This window comes from Herbiconiux sp. FW305-C-125, from assembly GCF_058783455.1.
The window spans coordinates 302,531-319,175 of record NZ_JBYSYO010000005.1; the positions used below are offsets into that span (position 1 = coordinate 302,531).

The window sequence follows — 16,645 nt, forward strand, 5'->3', positions numbered from 1 at the left end:
ACGGATGACGGGTCGCCGTCACTCCTGCCCGCGTGGCGCGAGCATCCCGAGGTCGCGCAGGCTCTCCGCGGTCTCGACGATCGTCGACTCGACGGCCCGCGGCCGGAAGCCGAGCTCCCGTTTGGCGCGTTCGTTGTGGATGACGAGCGGCGCAGGCTCGTCGCCCGGCGCCTCCTCCGTGGGGGCCAGCGCGGCGAGGTCGCCGAGCCGGTCACGCAACGTCGTGGCCACATCGAGGAAGGTCACCGTGGGTCCGTCGGCCAGGGCGAGGTAGCGGCGGCCCGCCGCGGCCGGGGTCGACATGGCGGTGACGTGCAGGGCGGCGACGTCACGCACATCCGCGATGCCGAAGCGCTGCCGCGGGGTCACCGTCATGGTGCCGTCGAGCATGGCGGTGAATACCTGCAGCGACGAACGGGCGCTGCTCGTGAGGGTGGGGCCGGCGATCCAGGTCGGGTTGATCGTGACCAGCTCCGTGTCGCCGCCCTCGCGGTCGATGAATTCCCACGCGGCACGCTCGGCCACGACCTTGGAGAGCGGGTAGGCCGGAAGGCCCGGGGTCTCGGGGTCGGTCCAGTCGGTCTCGTCGTAGTCGCGGACCGGCTTGGGGGAGTACCCGACGGCGGCGAAGGAGGAGGTGAGCACCACACGCGGTACCGCGGCGTCACGAGCCGCCCGCAGCACCCGGAGCGTCCCGTCGCGGGCGGGCAGCACGACGTCGTCGGGCGCGGTGCCGAGGATCATCGGCGAGGCCAGGTGGTACACGCCGTCGGTGCCGGCGACGGCGCTCGCCCAGCCGTCGTCGTCGAGGAGGCTCGCCTCGACGAGTTCGAGACCCGCGTCGTCGGCTCCACCCCGGCGAACGGCTGCGCGCACCTCGGCCTCACTGGCGGCGCGGGAGCGCACGGTGCCGCGCACGTCCACGCCGTCGCGCAGCAGGTCGGCGATGAGGCGGGCGGCGAGGTAGCCGGAGGCGCCGGTGACGAGCATTCGGGTCATCGCAGCACCGCCTTCAGCTGCGGGACGATCGCTTCGACCCGGTCGTGGGCCTCGGCCTCGGCGCCTTGGTCGCCGCGGTCGCGGGCGTCCCACAGCGCGGCCTTCGAGCGCAGGTAGTCGAGGTGCACGTGCAGCGTCTCGATCTCGCGCTCCACCCGGTCGGCATGGCGCAGCAGCAGGTCGCGCTGCTCGCCGGCGGCGACCCGGCCGCGGGCGCGGTTCGCCTGGTAGGTGCGCATGTCCTCGATGCCCACTCCCATGGCGCGCAGGCAGGCGAGCGCCTGCACGGTGTCGAGGTCGCCGTCCTGGTAGCGGCGGTGTCCGCTGCTCGGGTCGCGGCGGATGGGGCCGATGAGCCCCACTTCTTCGTAGTACCGCAGCGTCGGCTCGCTGAGCCCGCTCCGCCGCGACACATCCTGGATGGTCAATGTCGTCATGCAGACAGCCGACCATACCTCAAGCGCTTGAAGTCAAGCGCGGGCGGAATTCTCGTCGTGCGTTCAGGCGGGTTGCCACAGCTCGATGCGGTTGCCCTCGGGGTCGGTGACCCAGCCGAAGCGTCCGACGCCGGCCATCTCCTCGGTCTCTTCTGCGACCTCGGCGCCGGCTGCGCGCAACTGTGCCAGCATCGCATCGAGGTCACGCACCCGGAAGTTCAGCATGCTCTGCTGCTCGCGCCGTCCGAAGTACTCGGTGTCGTCAGGGAAAGCCGCGAATACCGTCGGGCCGGCCTCCTGCCGCCACAGTCCCATCTCGTCGGTGTCGAGCCCGAGCACCTCCCGATACCAGGCGCTCAGCGCCTCCGGGTCGCGCGCTCGCAGGAAATGGCCTCCGATGCCCAGCACACGCTCCATGCTCGCCCTTCCGTTCTGCTCGAATCCGGTCGAAGTGCGGCCTACGCCGTGGGGTGGCGGTGCAGGTGGCGGCGGATGTGGCGGCGGCGGAGTGCGACCGCGGTCGCGGTTCCTGCGCCGAGGAGCAGCAGGGCGATGCCCGCGAGGCCCGCGGCCGCGGGGGTCGCACCGGTGGCCGCCAGTTCGGCGGGATCCGTGCCGTCGGCCGACGGGGTCGGCGCGGGCGACGGCACGGGGAGCGCCCGCACGGCGGCGAGGTAGGCGACCGGGTCGATGAGACCCGCGCCACTCGTCTGGGCGGGCGTGCTCCCGTTCCAGCTGCCCGCGTACGGCTTCGCCGACGAAGCCAACGCAGTCTTCAACTGGTCGTTGGTGGCGGACGGGGCGGCTTGGCGGGCCAGCGCCATCACCGTGCCGACGACCGGTGTCGCAGCCGAGGTGCCGGGGTAGTAGTAGGTGCCGTCGATCAGATCGCCGAAGAACGTCGTGGGGATGAAGTCGACACCGGTGACCGTCGGGCCCTCGCGCACCTCTGGCGTGGCCAGCCGCGCCGGCGCGACACCCTCCTCCGTCACGTCGCCGAAGTACCGCACCTGCGGGCCGCCGGCGCTGTACGGTTCGAGTTCCACACTGTCGTAGAGCGAGGTCGCCGCGACCGTGACGGAGCCCGGATTCGCGGCGCGACCGGTGAGCATCGACCCGATGGTGTCGGTGTCGGTCGATTGGAAGTACTCGGCGCCCTGCACCGTGCGCGGCAGGTCGTTGTCGAAGAAGGCGAAGCGCACCGGCAGGGGGGCCGCCGACTCGGACTTCTCCCGCGCGATCACCAGCGAGCGCGTGACCGTGACGTTCAGCGGGATGCTCCCGAACACGTCGTCGATGGCGAGCGGCAACCCCACCGAGTACTCGTCCGGCTCCACCATGTCGGTCACGTCGCCGTTCTCGTCGAGGAACGCCGCGAACAGCTTCGAGCTGGTGGCGAAGGGCGCCTCGGCCCACTGCAGCACGGCCGCCTCGGCGGGATCGGTCTCGCCGGGCTCGGCGTAGAGGGTGAAGTCGTCGGTGACGTCGGTCGCGGCGCTCGGGTCGAAGTCCATGCACTCCAGCTCGATGCCCGGGCGCTTGGCAGCCACCTTCTCGGGGCAGGTCGTGCCACGGAAATCGGTGGTCTGCCAGCTGCCGATGCTGTACCCGGCGCTCGCCAGCGGCACGTCGAAGATGGCGCCGGCGCCGACGTGGTTGAGGTTGCCGGCGGCGACCACGTACAGGATGCCCTTGTCGGTTGCCTCCTTCGCAGCCGAGGCCGCGAACCCCGAGGCGTAGGCGAGGTCGGCCGGCGCCGTCATGTCGTCGACGATGACATCGACTCCGGCATTCGTCATCGTGTGCACGGCGGCGGCGAGCGCCTTGTCGTCGTCGACCAGCGTCGTGTCGGCCGCGGTCGTCGCACCGGAGGTGAACACGAGGTCGGCGGCCGGCGCGATGGCGTGCACGATCTGCAGCATCGCGCGACCCTCGTCATCGCTCGATCCGTCGTTGATCACCCGCACCTCCTGCGTGTGACCGCAGGGGTTGCCTGCACCGGGCAGGGCGCCGGATGCGACATCCTCCGCCGCCGAGGTGGGAGTGGTGGTCGCAGAGTACGACGTGGAGATGACGCCGATGGTGAGACCGGCGCCGTCGAGGCCGGAGGCCTGCAACTGATCGATGCCCAGCTTCTCGACCACGGCTGCCGCCGGCGGAGTGCAGGGCGTGTCGGCGGCCTGAGCGGCTGCCGGAGTGAGGGCGAGCCCCGCGGCGACGAGAGCGGACACGGTCAGCAGCGCGGGGAGTCGTCTCACGCACGTCACAGTAGCGGACATTCCGCACCGGGAATGCGCCCCGTTCGGGCCCTTGATGCCAAACGGAGAATACGCTATTGCCGCATGCCGCTGGCATGCCGGCTCGCGCGCTGCGTTTCAGCTCTCGAAGCGCACACCATCGGGGCTCGGCCCTTGCAGGGTCATGACGAGGACGACGATCGGCCCGACGAGCGGCACGAGCAGGATGAAGATCCAGCCTGCGCTGTGGCCGCCGTCGTGCAGGCGCCGCGCCAGCAGGGCGAAGCCGGGAACGATCGTGGCGAGACCCCAGATTCCCCAGAGGACGTAGACGACGATCGCGCCGGCACTCGGTGGCGCGTAGGTCTGGTCCATCTGGATGCCGTACCCGCCGAGGGTGAGGGCGAGCACGCTGAACAGGTTGTTGACCACGAAACTGACGAGGTACCACCACCAGTACTCGCTGCGGCTGGCGCGCCCGGTGAAGGTCGCGTACTTCTGCCAGAACCGCGCGACCGCGGCCCCGAACGGAGCGCCGTAGTACGGAGCGTCGAGCGGCACCGGGCCGCCTGGCTGTGGCGTTGTCGTGGACATTCGGTTCCCCCTGGATCGTCGAGTCACCGGCGCAGAGCGCCGCTACCTGAAGCCTGCCGTTCGCGGCCCTCCGAGCGGGCGAGGCGCGCCGCTGCTCAGCAGTCGGTGTCGGTCACCGGAACCGACAGCGTGAGCAAGGTGTATGCCTTGTCGGCCAGCCGCAACTCGGCTCCGGCGTCGTCGTGCGAACTGACGCCCGACCACCCGCCGTCGAGCGAGTCCTCGTCGGTGATCGCGGGGAAGTCGTGCTCCGAGAGCACCGGGTTGACCACCGTCAGCACGTCGGCCCAGGTCCCAGCCGTGTCGGGCAGGGAGGGATCGGCGCGCATCGTGCCGAGGGCGAGGGAGCAGCCTCCGCCGTCTGCGTCGCCGGCGGTGACCCGGGTCTCGGAGTCGGCGGTCCAGATCACGGTCGGGTAGGCGGTCTGGAGCGCGGCGACGAGATCGTCGACCGCGGGCTGATATTCCGCACTCGCGGCGGCCGAGTCGATGGCGGCCTGCGGCGCCGACCCCGAGCATCCGCTGAGTGCCGCGCCCGCCACCAGTACGAGCGCCGCCCCGGCGAGCCGGGCCCGCGCGGCACGGCCGTGCGCTCGCTGTGCCGAACCGTGCGTCCGTGCCATCACGACCTCCCGTACATCCAGGTTCCACCGTATCGAGCGGCGCCGCGACGCGCATGGGTACCTCTCCCCATTGGGCGGATGACGGATGCTCGCTAAAGTCGCCTCGACGGCCACCGGTCGGTGGAAGCAGAGAGTGGGGGCACGATGGGCACGTTCTTCGGGGCGGATGTCGCCGAATTGCGGGCATTCGCGAAGCTCGCCGATTCGAGCGGGCAGCAGCTCGATCAGACCGTGTCGACGCTGACCGGGCTGATCGGCCACACGGCCTGGCACGGGCCTGACGGCAGCGAGTTCACGGCGCTGTGGAACGGCACGCTCCGGGCGAGCCTCCAGAAGGCGAGCGCCGGTCTCCGCGAGGTCGCGACGACGGTGCGGTCGAACGCGGACCAGCAGGAGACGTCGTCCACCGATGTGGGTGGCCCGGGCGGTTCGGGGCCGGGCGGGCCAGGGGGCGGCGACCGGGGAGACGGCGTAGGCGACAAGCCGGACAACCCCGACGTGCCCGATGGCATGGGCGAGTACGACGACCTCGACGACCCGATCCCGCTCGACGACGACGCGCTCGACCCCACGAACATGGCGCAGGGCCAGCTCGGCGACTGCTGGTTCCTCGCGGCGGCCGGGGCCGTGGCGGCGGCTGATCCGGAGTGGATTCGCGACCACATGTGGCAGAACCCGGACGGCACCTGGACGGTGAAGATGTACAAAGACGGCGAGCCCGTTTACATCCAGGTCGAGCCGACCGTGCCCGAGAACTCCGTGAAGGACGCCGACGGCGACGACAACTGGCTCTCGGTCTACGAGAAGGCGGCTGCCGAGTACTTCGGCGGCAACTACGAGGACATCGACGGGGGCTGGCCCGACGACGCGTTCGAGGCCATCACCGGCCACGAATCGCGCGACCTGGGCGAGTCGAACCTCGATGACATCCGCGACAGCCTCGCCGACGGACCGGTGTCGGTGACGACCGAGGGCACGGGTACCTTCCTCTGGTGGGGGAGCGAGGTCGACGACCCGGGGATCGTGCCGAACCATGCCTACATCGTCGACACCGTCGAGCCCCACGTGAACCCCGAGACCGGCGACGAGGAGCTCATGATCCATGTGCTGAACCCGTGGGGGCCCAACGGCGGCACGCTCGACGGTGAGCAGAAGTACGGCGACGTCTGGCTGACCGAGGAGCAGTACCAGGACAACTTCGACCACGCCTTCGTCGGCGCGACGAATTGAGGATGCGATGACGAACGACACCGAGAACACCGCCGGCCCCGGACACGCGGGCGGTGCCGAGACGAACTCAGCCGCACAGGGCTCGCAGCCGACCATCGCCGGGTTGCGGATCGGCATCGTCGACGCCGCCACCCGCGGTGACGTCTCGAAGGCCCGCCTGCTGCTGCGGCCGCCGGAGGGCGACCGTGCGGTGACCGTCACGGTCGGCGAGACCGTCGAGGTGCCGGGATTCGCGGTGACCCTGGATGCGGTCGAGGGCGCCGCGGAGTTGCCGGAGCCGGGGAAGGGGGCGGGTTCGGGCGCCGGCGAGGGCGAGCACTCGGGCACGGCCGGCCGCGGTTCGGCCGAGCGCGCCCGAGTGACGATCACGGTCGTGCCGGTCTCCTGACCTAGACTCGGCCCGAGGGGGCGGCGATGAGGCAGGACGACGTGGGGCGTGCACGACGCCGGAGCAGCCCGGTGACTGCGGCGCGTGACCTCGCGGCCGAGGCGCAGAGTCATGCCGACGTGCGAGCCACCTTCGTGAAGCACGCCCTCACGCGCCTGCCCCTGATCGGCGTGCTCGTCATCACGATCAACCTCTTCGTGCAGGTGCGCGGCGACATCGGGCTCGCTGTCGCCGTGGCTCAACATCTCACCTTCGGTGGTCTGCTGGTGGTGGTGCTGCTGAATCTGGCGGTGTACATCATGCTCGGCATCATGGTGGCGGCGATGCCCCTGGTGTTCGACCGCGACTACACCTTCTGGACCCGTGTGCTCGGCACGGCCATCCTGGTGCTCCTGGCGGCTGTGCTCTGCTACACCGCGTCCTGGTTGCTGCTGGCGGCCCTGCTCGTCGTGCTTGTCGTCGTCGGCGTCCTGGTGCTGCGGACCCGCAAGCGGCCGTCGCCGGAGCTCGACGCCACGGGAGTGCGAACGCTGCTCGGCCCGGCCACCCCGCCGGCCGACACCGTGCTGCGGTCGCTCTGGGCCGAGGGCCGGGCCATGCTCCGCGTCGTCTCGCCGAATCCGCCGCCCGTCACACCGACGGAGGCCGCCATGACGCCGGCGCCCGAACCGAAGACGTTCGCGGCGGTGGCGGACGAGTGGAACGAGCGCGTCGCGAGCATCCGGGAGCCGCGGGGCAAGTCGGTCACCCGGCTGGCGTTCGCCGGGATCATCGGGTTCAGCGCCCTGTTCGGGCTGAACATCCTCACCCAGCCCATCCGCTTCTCGCCCTTGGAGCTCGTGTCGATCAGCGGCTCGACCCCGGCGCCCGGGTTCGTGCTGCTGCAAGGGTCGAACGGCATCTTCATCCCGAACCCGTCGGGCGCGGCACAGTTCATCACCGCCGGCGACATCACCTCGAGGGTGCTGTGCGACGACCCGCCCCGCTGGTGGTCGGCGTCGGTGGCCGACCTAGTCAGCCCGGAGTTGCGGAGCGGAGTCGACTGCGACGCACCGTGACGGTCCCTGTGCTCCGGCGTGCGGTCAGTCCTCGCCGTGCGACAGGTCGCTGTGCGCCGGGTTGAGGTACGGCGAGGTGGATGCGTCGGGATCGGGCTGCCGGGCTGCCTCGGTGTCTTTGAGCCGGTAGAACTCCTCGTCGGCCCGGGCCTGCTCGTCGAGGCCGGCGGCCTTCTCGTCGTCGGTCGCTTCGTCCGAACCGTTCATGATCGGTGCGTTCTGGGTGTCGTCGCCCGGGCTGGTCAGTCCGGAGCTCGAGGTGCCGGCGGTCGGGTCGTCGTTCTGGTCGCTCATGACCGCGACCCTAGCCCTGGCCGCCGGATTCCGCACGGGCATCGGGTTCTGCCGCCGGATGCGCGTGATCGGGGGCCACATGGTCGAGGATGCGGCCCCACTCGGTGGCGATGGCGAGCGCACCGCCGGAGGAGACACGAACGACACGGGCCGACGGGATGCGGTTGCGGTACCAGTAGCCGTCGTGCCGGTCGACCGTGTCGATGTCGTCGGCATAGATCAGGCGCACGTCGGCGGTGACACCGCCGAGATCGCCGGCCCAGGTGGCGTCGCTGAGCGCCTCGCGGTCGAGTCGCAGGCCGGCGTCACCCTGCCGGGCGCCCTCATCGAGCATCCGTTCGAGCCGATTCCGGAGCCCGGGACGCTCCAGCAGCGGGTCGTCATCCGGGATGCCGAGCATCTCGGGACCGAACGGCGGGAGGGATTGCACCGAGGGGTCGAAGGTGAATCCGGGCGGCGACGCCGTCTGCACGGTCGCGACGCGATCGACGAGGTGCGGATGCCGTGCCGCCAGCGAGAGCGCGACCATGCCGCCGGTGCCCCAGCCCACCACTCCGGACGGACCGTAGACCGTGGCGCCGGACTGACGAGCGGTCGACTGCAACTCGCCGAGGAACCCCGCGAGGTCGTCGGCGCGATCCTCGATGCGGGCGCGCGCCCCCTCGATGTCGGGCGCGGGAGTCGCGCCGTACCCCGGTCGGTCGAGCGTCACCAGGTGCACGCCGTATCGACTCGTCACCACCGGGTCGGGGTCGAACACCCCGCCGCCCGGGGTGGGGAGACAGAACAGCACGAGCCGCCGCGCCAGCGGATCGCCGGCGGCGGAGAATCCCGCTTCCGCTCCCGAGGGGAGGGTGGTCATGTGGTGCGCCATCGTTCCCTTCTACATCCGTCCCGAGAATCCGCAAGGCCGCAGCCGGTAGATTGGCTGCATCCGAGATGGCGGGGAGTGACATGACGGGGATGTTCCACTCGCAGTACCTGGTGTCGGGTGACGCCGACGAGGCCCGCGCTGCGGTGCGGGGCGCCCTCACCCACCAGGAGTTCGAGATCGAGGAGCGGTCGGCCGACGACTGGCAGGCGACCCACGGCACGCGACCGTCGTTCCTGCAGCGCATGGTCTCCAACGCGCATGAGCCGGTCGCCCTGCACGTCACCTTCGAACAGCAGGGCGGCGAGCTCGCGATCGACCTGCGCCGGCCCGCGTTCTCGGTGTCGGGCGGGATGACGCGCGACCCGAGCCAGATGGCCTACTTCGACAAGACCTACCGCGCCGCGGCCGCCGCGGTGCACGAGCAGCTGACGGCCGCGGGCATCCTGGTCAGTTCGCGGGAGTAGTCTCGGCGCCGGCGTGCTCGGCGGAGGTCGACCCGGGGCGGCGGGCGGGGCGCCGCACGAGACGCGTCACCCCCAGCACGATCGCCGCGATGACGAGGCCGAGCACCAGCCCGAAGACGGCCGAGAATGCGGTGTCGGTGAGCCACACGACCACGGGCCCGGCCGCCTCGACGGCGTGCGTGACGACGTGCAGCAGGTCGTACGGTCCGTGCCAGAACGTCTCGGCGAGGTTGGCGATGACGAGGTGACCGCCGACCCAGAGCATCGCGACCGTGCCGACCACGCTGATCACCCGGAACACGGCCGGCATCGACGCCACGATCCGCGCTCCCGTGCGGCGCACCCGGCGAGTGCGGCTCTTCATCAGCCGCAGGCCGACGTCGTCGATCTTCACCAGAAGCGCCACCGCGCCGTAGACGAGCGCCGTCATGCCGAGGGCGATCACGGCGAGGGCGGCGAGCGTCATCCAGATGTTCAACCCCGGGTCGAGGCTGTCGAGGGCGATCAGCATGATCTCGGTGCTCAGGATGAGGTCGGTGCGGATGGCGCCGAACACCAGTCGGCGTTCATCCCGGGCGCCCTCACCCTCGTCGCGGTGGTGGGTGCCGAACCACTCGGTGACCTTCTCCGCGCCCTCGAAGCAGAGATAGCTGCCGCCGATGAGCAGGAGGAACGGCAGCACCCAGGGCGCGAACGCCGTGAACAGCAGCGCGACCGGGATGATGATGACGAACTTGTTGAACAGGCTCCCCAACGAGATGCGCCAGACCACCGGGAGTTCGCGGGCCGGAGTCAGCCCCTGCACGTACTGCGGGGTCACCGCGGCGTCGTCGATGACCACGCCCGCGGTCTTGGCGCTGGCCTTGAGGGCTGCGGTGAGGATGTCGTCGACGACGGCGAGCAACCCGACCGACATGTGCTTCTCCTAGGGTTGGGGTGATTGACATTGTGGTGTTTGGTGATGAGGTGTTCGGTGACGCGTCCAGAGTAGCGGGCCGGCCGGCGCGCATCCGTCAGTCGTGATCGCGGGAGCCGGGGCCGCCGAAGCCAAGGTCGCGGAAGAGGCGATCCGCCAGGATGTCGAAGTAGGAGTCGGTGTCGGTCACCGACCCGACCAGGTGGCCGAAGAGCTCGAACGAGATGGTGCCGAACACTGTCGTCCAGGCCATCAGAGTGCGCACGACGAGTTCGAGGGGCACCTCACCGTCGATGAGCCCGCGACTCCGCACGAACTGCACCGCGCCGCTCACGGCGTGCGGCAGCGCCGCGTCGCCCGGGCCACCGTCGGAGCCGACGTCGCTCGACGCCGGCACCACGATCGCGCCGGCCGCGTGACCGTCCGTGACGATGCGGAGGATCACCAGGATCACCCGAACGGCCGGTTCGACCGTGGTCTGCGGCGCTGCGTAGCCGGGCACGGGCGACCCGTAGAGCAGCGCGTAATCGCCCGGGTTGGCCAGCGCCCAGCGCCGGATGCCCCGCAGCGAAGCGAACCAGCGGGCCTGGAAGTCGTCGCGGTCGGCCACGGCAGCGTCGGCCCGCTCGGTCGCGGCGCCCAGGTCGTCGTAGGCGAGCACGAGCAGGGCGGTGAGCAACTCGTCGCGACTCGCGAAGTAGCGGTAGACCGCCGACGAGACCATGCCGACGTCTCGGGCGACCGCGCGCAGGGACAGGTCGGCCGGTCCGCTCTCGGCCAGGCGGATGCGCGCAGCCGCGACGATCTCGGCGGTGATCTGGTCTCGCGCGCGCTCTCGAGCGGTTTGCGCGCGCGCGGGGCTGGTGTGCTGCATCCGTCAACTCTGGCCTCGATCGAGAGCGCATGCAACAAACGAGAGCACTGCTCTTGCATTGTCCCGAGATGCCTGCGATGCTTCTAGCGAGAGCACTGCTCTCGAAAATCGAGGAGAATCCCATGTCGGATCGTCACGTCATCGTCGGAGCCGGCCCCGTCGGGCGCCATGTCGCCGCCCAGCTCGCCGAACGCGGATCGGAGGTGACGGTCGTCACCCGATCCGGCACCGATCCGGGCATCGCAGGTGTCGTGGCGGTGCGCGCCGACGCGAGCGATGCCGACGCGCTCTCGAGAGCCGCGGCGGGAGCATCCGTGCTGTACAACTGCGCGAACCCTGGTGATTACACCACCTGGGACGCGGTGTGGCCGCCCCTCGCCGCGGCGCTGCTGGAGACGGCCAAGCGCACCGGCGCGACCTACGCGATCACCGGCAACCTCTACCCGTACGGCCCGGTCGACGGGCCGATGAGCGAGGCGCTGCCGGATGCGGCGACCGACCACAAGGGTGTGCTGCGGGCGCGGCTCTGGGCCGATGCCCGCGCGGCACACGACGCCGGCGAGCTGCGCGCCGTCGAGGTGCGCGGCTCGGACTACATGGGCCCGGGCGTCGGGGCGAACGGGCACATCAGCCGTCAGATCCCCGGCGCACGGCAGGGGAAGCGGGCCTGGGTGCTGGGCGATCCCGACCAGCCGCACAGCTTCACCGACGTGCAGGATGTCGCGCGCATGCTGGTCGCGGCGGCCGCCGACGAGTCGTCGCACGGGCGGGTCTGGCACGTGCCGTCGAACCCGCCGCGAACGCAGCGGCAGGCCCTGACCGAGGTGCTCGCAGCGGTGGGCCTGCCGGCGGCGCCGGTGAGTCGCGTCCCGCGCGCGGTGCTACGGCTGGGCGCGCTGGCGTCGCCGATGCTGCGCGAGCTGGGCGAGCTCTCCTACCAGTGGAACCGCCCGTACGTGCTCGACGACTCCGCCGCTCGCGCCCACTTCGGCCTCGAGCCCACCCCGTGGCCCGAGGTCTGCCGCCGCACGGCAGAGCAGTAGCCGCGCGGCAGGCCCCTACGGTGCGCAGATCCCCAGCGCCGCGGCATGAGCGTCGAGGGTGGCCTCGCCGCCGAGCAGGGTCACATCCGTTGCCGGTGTCACCGCAAGGCGATCGATCAGTTGCCGCGGCACACAGGACGGCGGCACGACGTAGATCGGAGCACCCTTGAGGGCGGCCAGCACCCCGCCGGACAGGGCATCGGGAAACTTCGAGCCCGACGAGAAGTAGGCCGCAGCCGGAGCGGCGAACACCGCTGCATTCACCGCAGCGGACGTCTCGTACCGGTCGGCACCAGACAAGCGTTCGACCGAGCCGAGTCGAGTGAGCTGATTCGCTATGCCGGGCGTCACCGTGTTCGGGCCGCCGACGATCGTGAACGTGTCGGCTCCCGTCGCCTTGATCGTGGCGAGAGTGGCGGCATCGAGCGTACTGCCCGACCCGTGCACCACCAGCAGCGGGGCACCGACGGCGTGAGCCGCCGAGGAGGCCGACAGCGCATCGGCGAAGGTCTCGCCGCTGGCAATGAACAACCGCTTCGCCCCCTCGGGCCAGCTCTGCGCCACGATCTCCCGGGAATTGGCGTAGCGATCGGCACCGCTCACCACCGAGACGTCGGCTCCGAGCCCCTTCAGCATCGTCTGAACGGCTGGCCCGACGGATGCGGGGCCCCCGACCACGACGATCCGCTCCGGCCGCAGCCGTCTCAACTCGGCCAGCACGGGCAGCGGAAGGGAGTCGCGCGCGGTCAGCAGTAGCGGTCCGCCGGCGGCGGCGGCCGCCGTGGACGCACTCAAGGCGTCAGCGAACACCTCGCCCGATGCGACGTATGCGACAGACGCGCCGTCAGGGAAGCCCGCCTGAGAGACCCCCGCCGACACCGCATACCGGTCTGCCCCGCCGATCCGTCCGACCGCGGGATGCCAGTCCGCTGTGGTCAGATCGGCGACTCCGAGGTACTGCGTTTCAATCCCGGGGACGGACGTGGGCACCCCGAAATTGGAGTAGATCGTTGATCCATCGGGCGCGACCAGCAGCTCGTATCCGACCTCCGGAATCTCGGCATCCACGACACCGTCGGCTGGGTCGACGACGTACAGAGAGGGCTGGCGAGCCACATCAGGATGCTGACTGTCGGCACCCAGCAGGCCTGCCCGGCCATCGGGCAGGAAGACCGCCTCGCCGGCCCCGCTGCCCGAGGGAAGCGCGACGGTCGTGACAGCTGCACGTGCGACGTCGAGGACGAAGACGCCGGGATCGGTGGCCATCCCCCCGGCTGCGGTCGCGCCGTCGGCTGAGACGGCGATCGTCACGGCGGCCGACGGCAACTGGACCTCGTCTCGCACCGTCATCGAAGGCAGGTCGACGATCTGCAACTCGTCCCCGCCGATGACTGCGGTCCGGCCGTCTGCCGAGGTGGCGAGCATCCTGCCCGCGGCGGGAATCCGGGCATTCGACCCGGTGGACAGGTCGACCGCGTAGAGATAGTCATGGAAGGCGGTCGGGTCGCTCGTGACATCTGTTGCGACCCAGTACGCCGTGCCGAGATCGGCCGAGTAGCTCAGGTCGTACATGCTGCCGTCGGGTGAGTTCACGCTGGTGTAGGGCTGGTCGGCGGTGAGGTCGAGAGTGCCGATGCGAGGCTCGGAGTAGCTGTACTGCCGATCGTGGGCGTTGTAGGGGAACACCAGTTTCGTGCCATCCTGCGAGACGGTGACGCTGAGGGGGTCGCCGGAGATGGAGATCGTGCGGCGCACGGTGTTCGTCGAGGTGTCGACCATGACGATCTGAGCTTCGCGATACACGGGGTCGGACACCCAGTAGCTCTCGCCGTTGCCCACGTAGAGTGTGCGTCCGTCAGGCGAGATCGCGAGGTTGCGCGGCTCGTGCGGAATAGTGAGGCGCGCATCTTCGCGCATGGTTGCCGTGTCGAAGGTGACGACCTCGTCTGTGCCCCACAGCAGATAGAGTCGTGTGCCGTCGGGCGACAGGACCTTCTGAATGATCCGAGCGGCGTCCGTGGGGACTCCTGCCCCGGCGGGAGAGACGGGCGAAGGTGGTGCCGCCTGGGCGGGGAGGGCGCCGAGAAACAGAGTGCCGAGGCCGAGGAGGGCGGCGGCGAGCAGCGCGGGTCGGCGCGGAGGGTGAGGCATGACCTCACCCTATTCGACAGGTGCACACCGCACGACGCCCCCCTCTGGGGCTCGCGCTCTAGTTGGTGCGGAGTTCGAGGTACTTGGCGATGAGCGACTTCGTCGACGAGTCCTGCGACTCGAGCGCCGCCGCGTCGCCCTCGACCGCCGGAGCGATCTGGAGCGCGAGCTGCTTGCCGAGTTCCACGCCCCACTGGTCGAACGAGTCGATGCCCCAGATGGTGCCCTCGGTGAACACGATGTGCTCGTACAGGGCGATGAGCTGGCCGACCACGCTCGGCGTGAGCGCCGGCGCGAGGATCGACGTGGTGGGCCGGTTGCCGCTGAACACCCGCGCCGGAACCACTGCCTCCGCAGTGCCCTCCGCACGCACCTCGTCGGCCGTCTTGCCGAACGCCAGCGCCTTCGTCTGCGCGAAGAAGTTGGCGAGGTAGAGCGAGTGCACGTCGGCGCCCGGCTGCACCGCCTTGCCGTCGCCGGTCGCATCCTTCAGCGGATGCGCGGGGTTGGCCACGGCGATGAAGTCGGCCGGGATGAGACGGGTGCCCTGGTGGATGAGCTGGTAGAACGCGTGCTGGCCGTTGGTGCCGGGCTCGCCCCAGAAGATCTCGCCGGTGTCGGTGGTGACGGGGGAGCCGTCCCAGCGGACGCTCTTGCCGTTGGACTCCATGGTGAGCTGCTGGAGGTAGGCGGGGAAGCGGTGGAGGTACTGCGCGTAGGGCAGCACGGCGTGGCTCTGCGCGCCGAGGAAGTTCGTGTACCAGACGTTGAGGAGGCCCATCAGCACGGGCACGTTCTGCTCGAGCGGTGTGGTGCGCATGTGCTCGTCGATGGCGTGGAAGCCTGCGAGGAAGTCGCGGAACCCGTCGGGCCCGATCGCGATCGCGACGCTCGTGCCGATGGCGGAGTCGACGGAGTAGCGTCCGCCCACCCAGTCCCAGAACCCGAACGCGTTCTCGGGGTCGATGCCGAACGCCGCGACCTTGTCGAGCGCCGTCGACACGGCCACGAAGTGCTTCGCGACGGCGGCGGTGCGGGCGTCGTCATCGTCGGCGATGGCACCGGATGCGCCCAGGCGCTCCCAGAGCCACTGGCGCGCCAGGCGCGCGTTCGTGAGGGTCTCCAGCGTGCCGAAGGTCTTGGAGGCGACGATGAACAGCGTCGTCTCGGGGTCGAGGTCGGCGGTCTTCTCGTAGATGTCGGAGGGGTCGATGTTGGAGACGAACCGGGCCTCGAGACCCTCCTGCACGTAAGGCTTCAGCGCTTCGTACACCATGACGGGACCGAGGTCGGAACCGCCGATGCCGATGTTGACGACGGTGCGGATGCGCTTGCCCGTGACGCCCGTCCACTCGCCGGAGCGCACGCGATCGGCGAAGGCGAAGACCTTGTCGAGGGTGCCCTGCACCTCCTCGTCGATGTCGGCGCCATCGACGACGAAGGGCGCGGGCGGCTGGGTGCCGGCCGCGGCATCCGTGCCCGGTGCCGGACGGCGGAGGGCCGTGTGCAGCACGGCGCGGTCTTCGGTGACATTGATGTGCTCGCCCTCGATCATGGCCTGGTAGCGCCCGGCGACGCCGGCGTTCTTCGCGAGGGTGAGCAGGTGTTCGAGCACTTCGGCGGTGACGAGGTTCTTCGACAGGTCGACGGTGAGGTCGGCGGCTTGGAAGGTGTAGGTCTCGGCGCGCTGCGGTTCGTTCGCGAACCAGCTGCGCAGGTCGGGCGCGAACCCGGCGGCGATGCCCTCGAGCGCCTTCCAGGCGTCGCTCGTGGTGGGGTCGATGGGCGCCGATTCGGTCATGGCGATTCTCCTGAGGTTCGTTCGTCGCAGGGGGTCGCGCCGTGCACGGCGCACGTCTAAACGTAGCGTCCCGGCGGGTGTTCAGGTCGGTGGCTGCTCGATCAGTGTGAGCTGGGTGCCGTCAGGGTCGACGAGGAAACCGGCGCGCAGGCCCCAGTCCCGCACGCGAACGGGGTGCAGGCGCGGGAACCCGGTCGTGGCCTCCGGCACGCCCGCGCGGCGGATCGCCTCGTAGAGTTCGTCGACGTCGCGCACGCGCAGGCAGCACATGAAACCGCTGGAGCTCGGGTCGGTCTCCGGTGCGTCGAAGAATTCGAGTTGCAGGGTGCCGCGCGCGAGAACCAGCCAGCCGTCGTTCAAGTAGGTCGTCGTGAATCCGAATCCGCCGTAGAACGCGGCGGTGGCGGCGAGATCCCGCGAGGGCAGGTTCGGCGTGGCGCGGTCGGGCAGCTCTGTGGAACTCATGCCGCCATGATGACATTTGTAAGGCATGCGGGACCCGGATGCGTCGGGTCAGAAGGGTGGTTCGTCGGGGAGTGGGGCGCGGTGTCGGGTTGAGGTGTCGGGTCAGAACGGTGGCTCGTCGGGGAGTGGGGGGGGGGGGGGGGGGGGGGGGGGGGGGGGGGGGGGGGGGGGGGGGGGGGGTTGCGGGCGGGGGGGGG

Annotated in this window: 18 protein-coding genes; 5 read left to right on the forward strand and 13 right to left on the reverse strand. The window is 70.4% G+C overall.

All coding sequences use genetic code 11. The annotated features are described in order from the left end of the window. Positions 1–18: 18 nt before the first annotated feature. From AC3WLB_RS14955 to AC3WLB_RS14980, 6 genes are all read right to left on the reverse strand, one after another. Positions 19–999: an NAD-dependent epimerase/dehydratase family protein gene (locus AC3WLB_RS14955; RefSeq protein ID WP_492507251.1), complete on the reverse strand. Its 981-nt coding sequence runs from the start codon at positions 997–999 to the stop codon at positions 19–21. Then, positions 996–1,436, reverse strand: coding sequence for a MerR family transcriptional regulator (locus tag AC3WLB_RS14960; RefSeq protein WP_492507253.1), 441 nt, complete (start codon positions 1,434–1,436; stop codon positions 996–998). The genes AC3WLB_RS14955 and AC3WLB_RS14960 overlap by 4 nt, the downstream gene beginning before the upstream one ends. Before the next feature lie 63 nt (positions 1,437–1,499). Next, entirely contained in the window at positions 1,500–1,853 is a 354-nt protein-coding gene (locus AC3WLB_RS14965) for a VOC family protein (RefSeq protein ID WP_492507255.1), read from the reverse strand. Positions 1,854–1,894: 41 nt separating this feature from the next. Beyond that, on the reverse strand, positions 1,895–3,694 hold the full coding sequence (locus tag AC3WLB_RS14970; protein ID WP_492507257.1) for a S8 family serine peptidase: 1,800 nt from the start codon (positions 3,692–3,694) through the stop codon (positions 1,895–1,897). Positions 3,695–3,811: 117 nt separating this feature from the next. Then, positions 3,812–4,267 carry a DUF805 domain-containing protein gene (locus tag AC3WLB_RS14975; RefSeq protein WP_492507259.1) on the reverse strand — a complete coding sequence of 152 codons (456 nt, stop codon included), beginning with the start codon at positions 4,265–4,267 and terminating at the stop codon, positions 3,812–3,814. 95 nt (positions 4,268–4,362) lie between these two features. Next, positions 4,363–4,890 carry a hypothetical protein gene (locus tag AC3WLB_RS14980; RefSeq protein ID WP_492507261.1) on the reverse strand — a complete coding sequence of 176 codons (528 nt, stop codon included), beginning with the start codon at positions 4,888–4,890 and terminating at the stop codon, positions 4,363–4,365. 144 nt (positions 4,891–5,034) lie between these two features. Here AC3WLB_RS14980 and AC3WLB_RS14985 point away from each other — a divergent pair, with 144 nt between their 5' ends. From AC3WLB_RS14985 to AC3WLB_RS14995, 3 genes are read left to right on the forward strand one after another with little or no spacing between them, the layout of a single operon-like run. Then, complete coding sequence (locus tag AC3WLB_RS14985) at positions 5,035–6,120, forward strand: C2 family cysteine protease (RefSeq protein WP_492507263.1); 1,086 nt, start codon at positions 5,035–5,037, stop codon at positions 6,118–6,120. A gap of 7 nt (positions 6,121–6,127) precedes the next feature. After that, a complete protein-coding gene (locus AC3WLB_RS14990; RefSeq protein ID WP_022897018.1) occupies positions 6,128–6,508 on the forward strand; it encodes a hypothetical protein in 381 nt (126 codons plus the stop codon). Positions 6,509–6,534: 26 nt separating this feature from the next. Then, on the forward strand, positions 6,535–7,566 hold the full coding sequence (locus AC3WLB_RS14995; RefSeq protein WP_492507265.1) for a hypothetical protein: 1,032 nt from the start codon (positions 6,535–6,537) through the stop codon (positions 7,564–7,566). A 24-nt stretch (positions 7,567–7,590) separates the two neighbouring features. Here the strand turns inward: AC3WLB_RS14995 and AC3WLB_RS15000 are convergent, their stop codons facing one another. Together AC3WLB_RS15000 and AC3WLB_RS15005 are read right to left on the reverse strand one after the other, a co-directional pair. Continuing rightward, on the reverse strand, positions 7,591–7,860 hold the full coding sequence (locus AC3WLB_RS15000) for a hypothetical protein (protein WP_492507267.1): 270 nt from the start codon (positions 7,858–7,860) through the stop codon (positions 7,591–7,593). Positions 7,861–7,870: 10 nt separating this feature from the next. After that, entirely contained in the window at positions 7,871–8,722 is an 852-nt protein-coding gene (locus AC3WLB_RS15005; RefSeq protein WP_492507269.1) for an alpha/beta fold hydrolase, read from the reverse strand. 92 nt (positions 8,723–8,814) lie between these two features. Here AC3WLB_RS15005 and AC3WLB_RS15010 point away from each other — a divergent pair, with 92 nt between their 5' ends. Next, entirely contained in the window at positions 8,815–9,198 is a 384-nt protein-coding gene (locus tag AC3WLB_RS15010; protein WP_492507271.1) for a hypothetical protein, read from the forward strand. Here AC3WLB_RS15010 and AC3WLB_RS15015 read toward each other — a convergent pair. Both AC3WLB_RS15015 and AC3WLB_RS15020 read right to left on the reverse strand, forming a co-directional pair. After that, positions 9,182–10,114 (reverse strand): DUF808 domain-containing protein, encoded by a 933-nt coding sequence (locus AC3WLB_RS15015; RefSeq protein ID WP_492507273.1) that lies wholly within the window; start codon positions 10,112–10,114, stop codon positions 9,182–9,184. The two genes, AC3WLB_RS15010 and AC3WLB_RS15015, sit on opposite strands and share 17 nt — an antisense overlap. A gap of 97 nt (positions 10,115–10,211) precedes the next feature. Then, positions 10,212–10,988: a TetR/AcrR family transcriptional regulator gene (locus AC3WLB_RS15020; protein ID WP_492507275.1), complete on the reverse strand. Its 777-nt coding sequence runs from the start codon at positions 10,986–10,988 to the stop codon at positions 10,212–10,214. Between the two features lie 122 nt (positions 10,989–11,110). On the opposite strand from AC3WLB_RS15020, the gene AC3WLB_RS15025 reads away from it, so the two are divergent. Further along, positions 11,111–12,031, forward strand: a complete 921-nt coding sequence (locus AC3WLB_RS15025; protein WP_492507277.1) for an NAD-dependent epimerase/dehydratase family protein — start codon at positions 11,111–11,113, stop codon at positions 12,029–12,031. Between the two features lie 15 nt (positions 12,032–12,046). Here the strand turns inward: AC3WLB_RS15025 and AC3WLB_RS15030 are convergent, their stop codons facing one another. The 3 genes from AC3WLB_RS15030 to AC3WLB_RS15040 all read right to left on the reverse strand — a co-directional run bounded on the left by AC3WLB_RS15030 (position 12,047) and on the right by AC3WLB_RS15040 (position 16,448). Continuing rightward, entirely contained in the window at positions 12,047–14,182 is a 2,136-nt protein-coding gene (locus tag AC3WLB_RS15030; RefSeq protein ID WP_492507279.1) for a cell wall-binding repeat-containing protein, read from the reverse strand. A gap of 58 nt (positions 14,183–14,240) precedes the next feature. Next, entirely contained in the window at positions 14,241–15,983 is a 1,743-nt protein-coding gene (gene pgi, locus AC3WLB_RS15035) for a glucose-6-phosphate isomerase (RefSeq protein ID WP_492507281.1), read from the reverse strand. Positions 15,984–16,064: 81 nt separating this feature from the next. Then, positions 16,065–16,448, reverse strand: a complete 384-nt coding sequence (locus AC3WLB_RS15040; protein ID WP_492507283.1) for a bleomycin resistance protein — start codon at positions 16,446–16,448, stop codon at positions 16,065–16,067. Positions 16,449–16,645 lie beyond the last annotated feature (197 nt).

What these genes read in the sequence shown, in the direction of transcription:
- AC3WLB_RS15005 (WP_492507269.1), bottom strand. Translation starts at nt 8,722, where the DNA reads ATGACCACCCTCCCCTCGGGAGCGGAAGCGGGATTCTCCGCCGCCGGC.
- AC3WLB_RS15030 (WP_492507279.1), bottom strand. Translation starts at nt 14,182, where the DNA reads ATGCCTCACCCTCCGCGCCGACCCGCGCTGCTCGCCGCCGCCCTCCTC.
- AC3WLB_RS14965 (WP_492507255.1), bottom strand. Translation starts at nt 1,853, where the DNA reads ATGGAGCGTGTGCTGGGCATCGGAGGCCATTTCCTGCGAGCGCGCGAC.
- AC3WLB_RS15010 (WP_492507271.1), top strand. Translation starts at nt 8,815, where the DNA reads ATGACGGGGATGTTCCACTCGCAGTACCTGGTGTCGGGTGACGCCGAC.
- AC3WLB_RS14990 (WP_022897018.1), top strand. Translation starts at nt 6,128, where the DNA reads ATGACGAACGACACCGAGAACACCGCCGGCCCCGGACACGCGGGCGGT.
- AC3WLB_RS15020 (WP_492507275.1), bottom strand. Translation starts at nt 10,988, where the DNA reads ATGCAGCACACCAGCCCCGCGCGCGCGCAAACCGCTCGAGAGCGCGCG.
- AC3WLB_RS15000 (WP_492507267.1), bottom strand. Translation starts at nt 7,860, where the DNA reads ATGAGCGACCAGAACGACGACCCGACCGCCGGCACCTCGAGCTCCGGA.
- AC3WLB_RS14960 (WP_492507253.1), bottom strand. Translation starts at nt 1,436, where the DNA reads ATGACGACATTGACCATCCAGGATGTGTCGCGGCGGAGCGGGCTCAGC.
- AC3WLB_RS14985 (WP_492507263.1), top strand. Translation starts at nt 5,035, where the DNA reads ATGGGCACGTTCTTCGGGGCGGATGTCGCCGAATTGCGGGCATTCGCG.
- AC3WLB_RS14995 (WP_492507265.1), top strand. Translation starts at nt 6,535, where the DNA reads ATGAGGCAGGACGACGTGGGGCGTGCACGACGCCGGAGCAGCCCGGTG.
- AC3WLB_RS15015 (WP_492507273.1), bottom strand. Translation starts at nt 10,114, where the DNA reads ATGTCGGTCGGGTTGCTCGCCGTCGTCGACGACATCCTCACCGCAGCC.
- AC3WLB_RS15025 (WP_492507277.1), top strand. Translation starts at nt 11,111, where the DNA reads ATGTCGGATCGTCACGTCATCGTCGGAGCCGGCCCCGTCGGGCGCCAT.
- AC3WLB_RS14980 (WP_492507261.1), bottom strand. Translation starts at nt 4,890, where the DNA reads ATGGCACGGACGCACGGTTCGGCACAGCGAGCGCACGGCCGTGCCGCG.
- pgi (WP_492507281.1), bottom strand. Translation starts at nt 15,983, where the DNA reads ATGACCGAATCGGCGCCCATCGACCCCACCACGAGCGACGCCTGGAAG.
- AC3WLB_RS14975 (WP_492507259.1), bottom strand. Translation starts at nt 4,267, where the DNA reads ATGTCCACGACAACGCCACAGCCAGGCGGCCCGGTGCCGCTCGACGCT.
- AC3WLB_RS15040 (WP_492507283.1), bottom strand. Translation starts at nt 16,448, where the DNA reads ATGAGTTCCACAGAGCTGCCCGACCGCGCCACGCCGAACCTGCCCTCG.
- AC3WLB_RS14955 (WP_492507251.1), bottom strand. Translation starts at nt 999, where the DNA reads ATGACCCGAATGCTCGTCACCGGCGCCTCCGGCTACCTCGCCGCCCGC.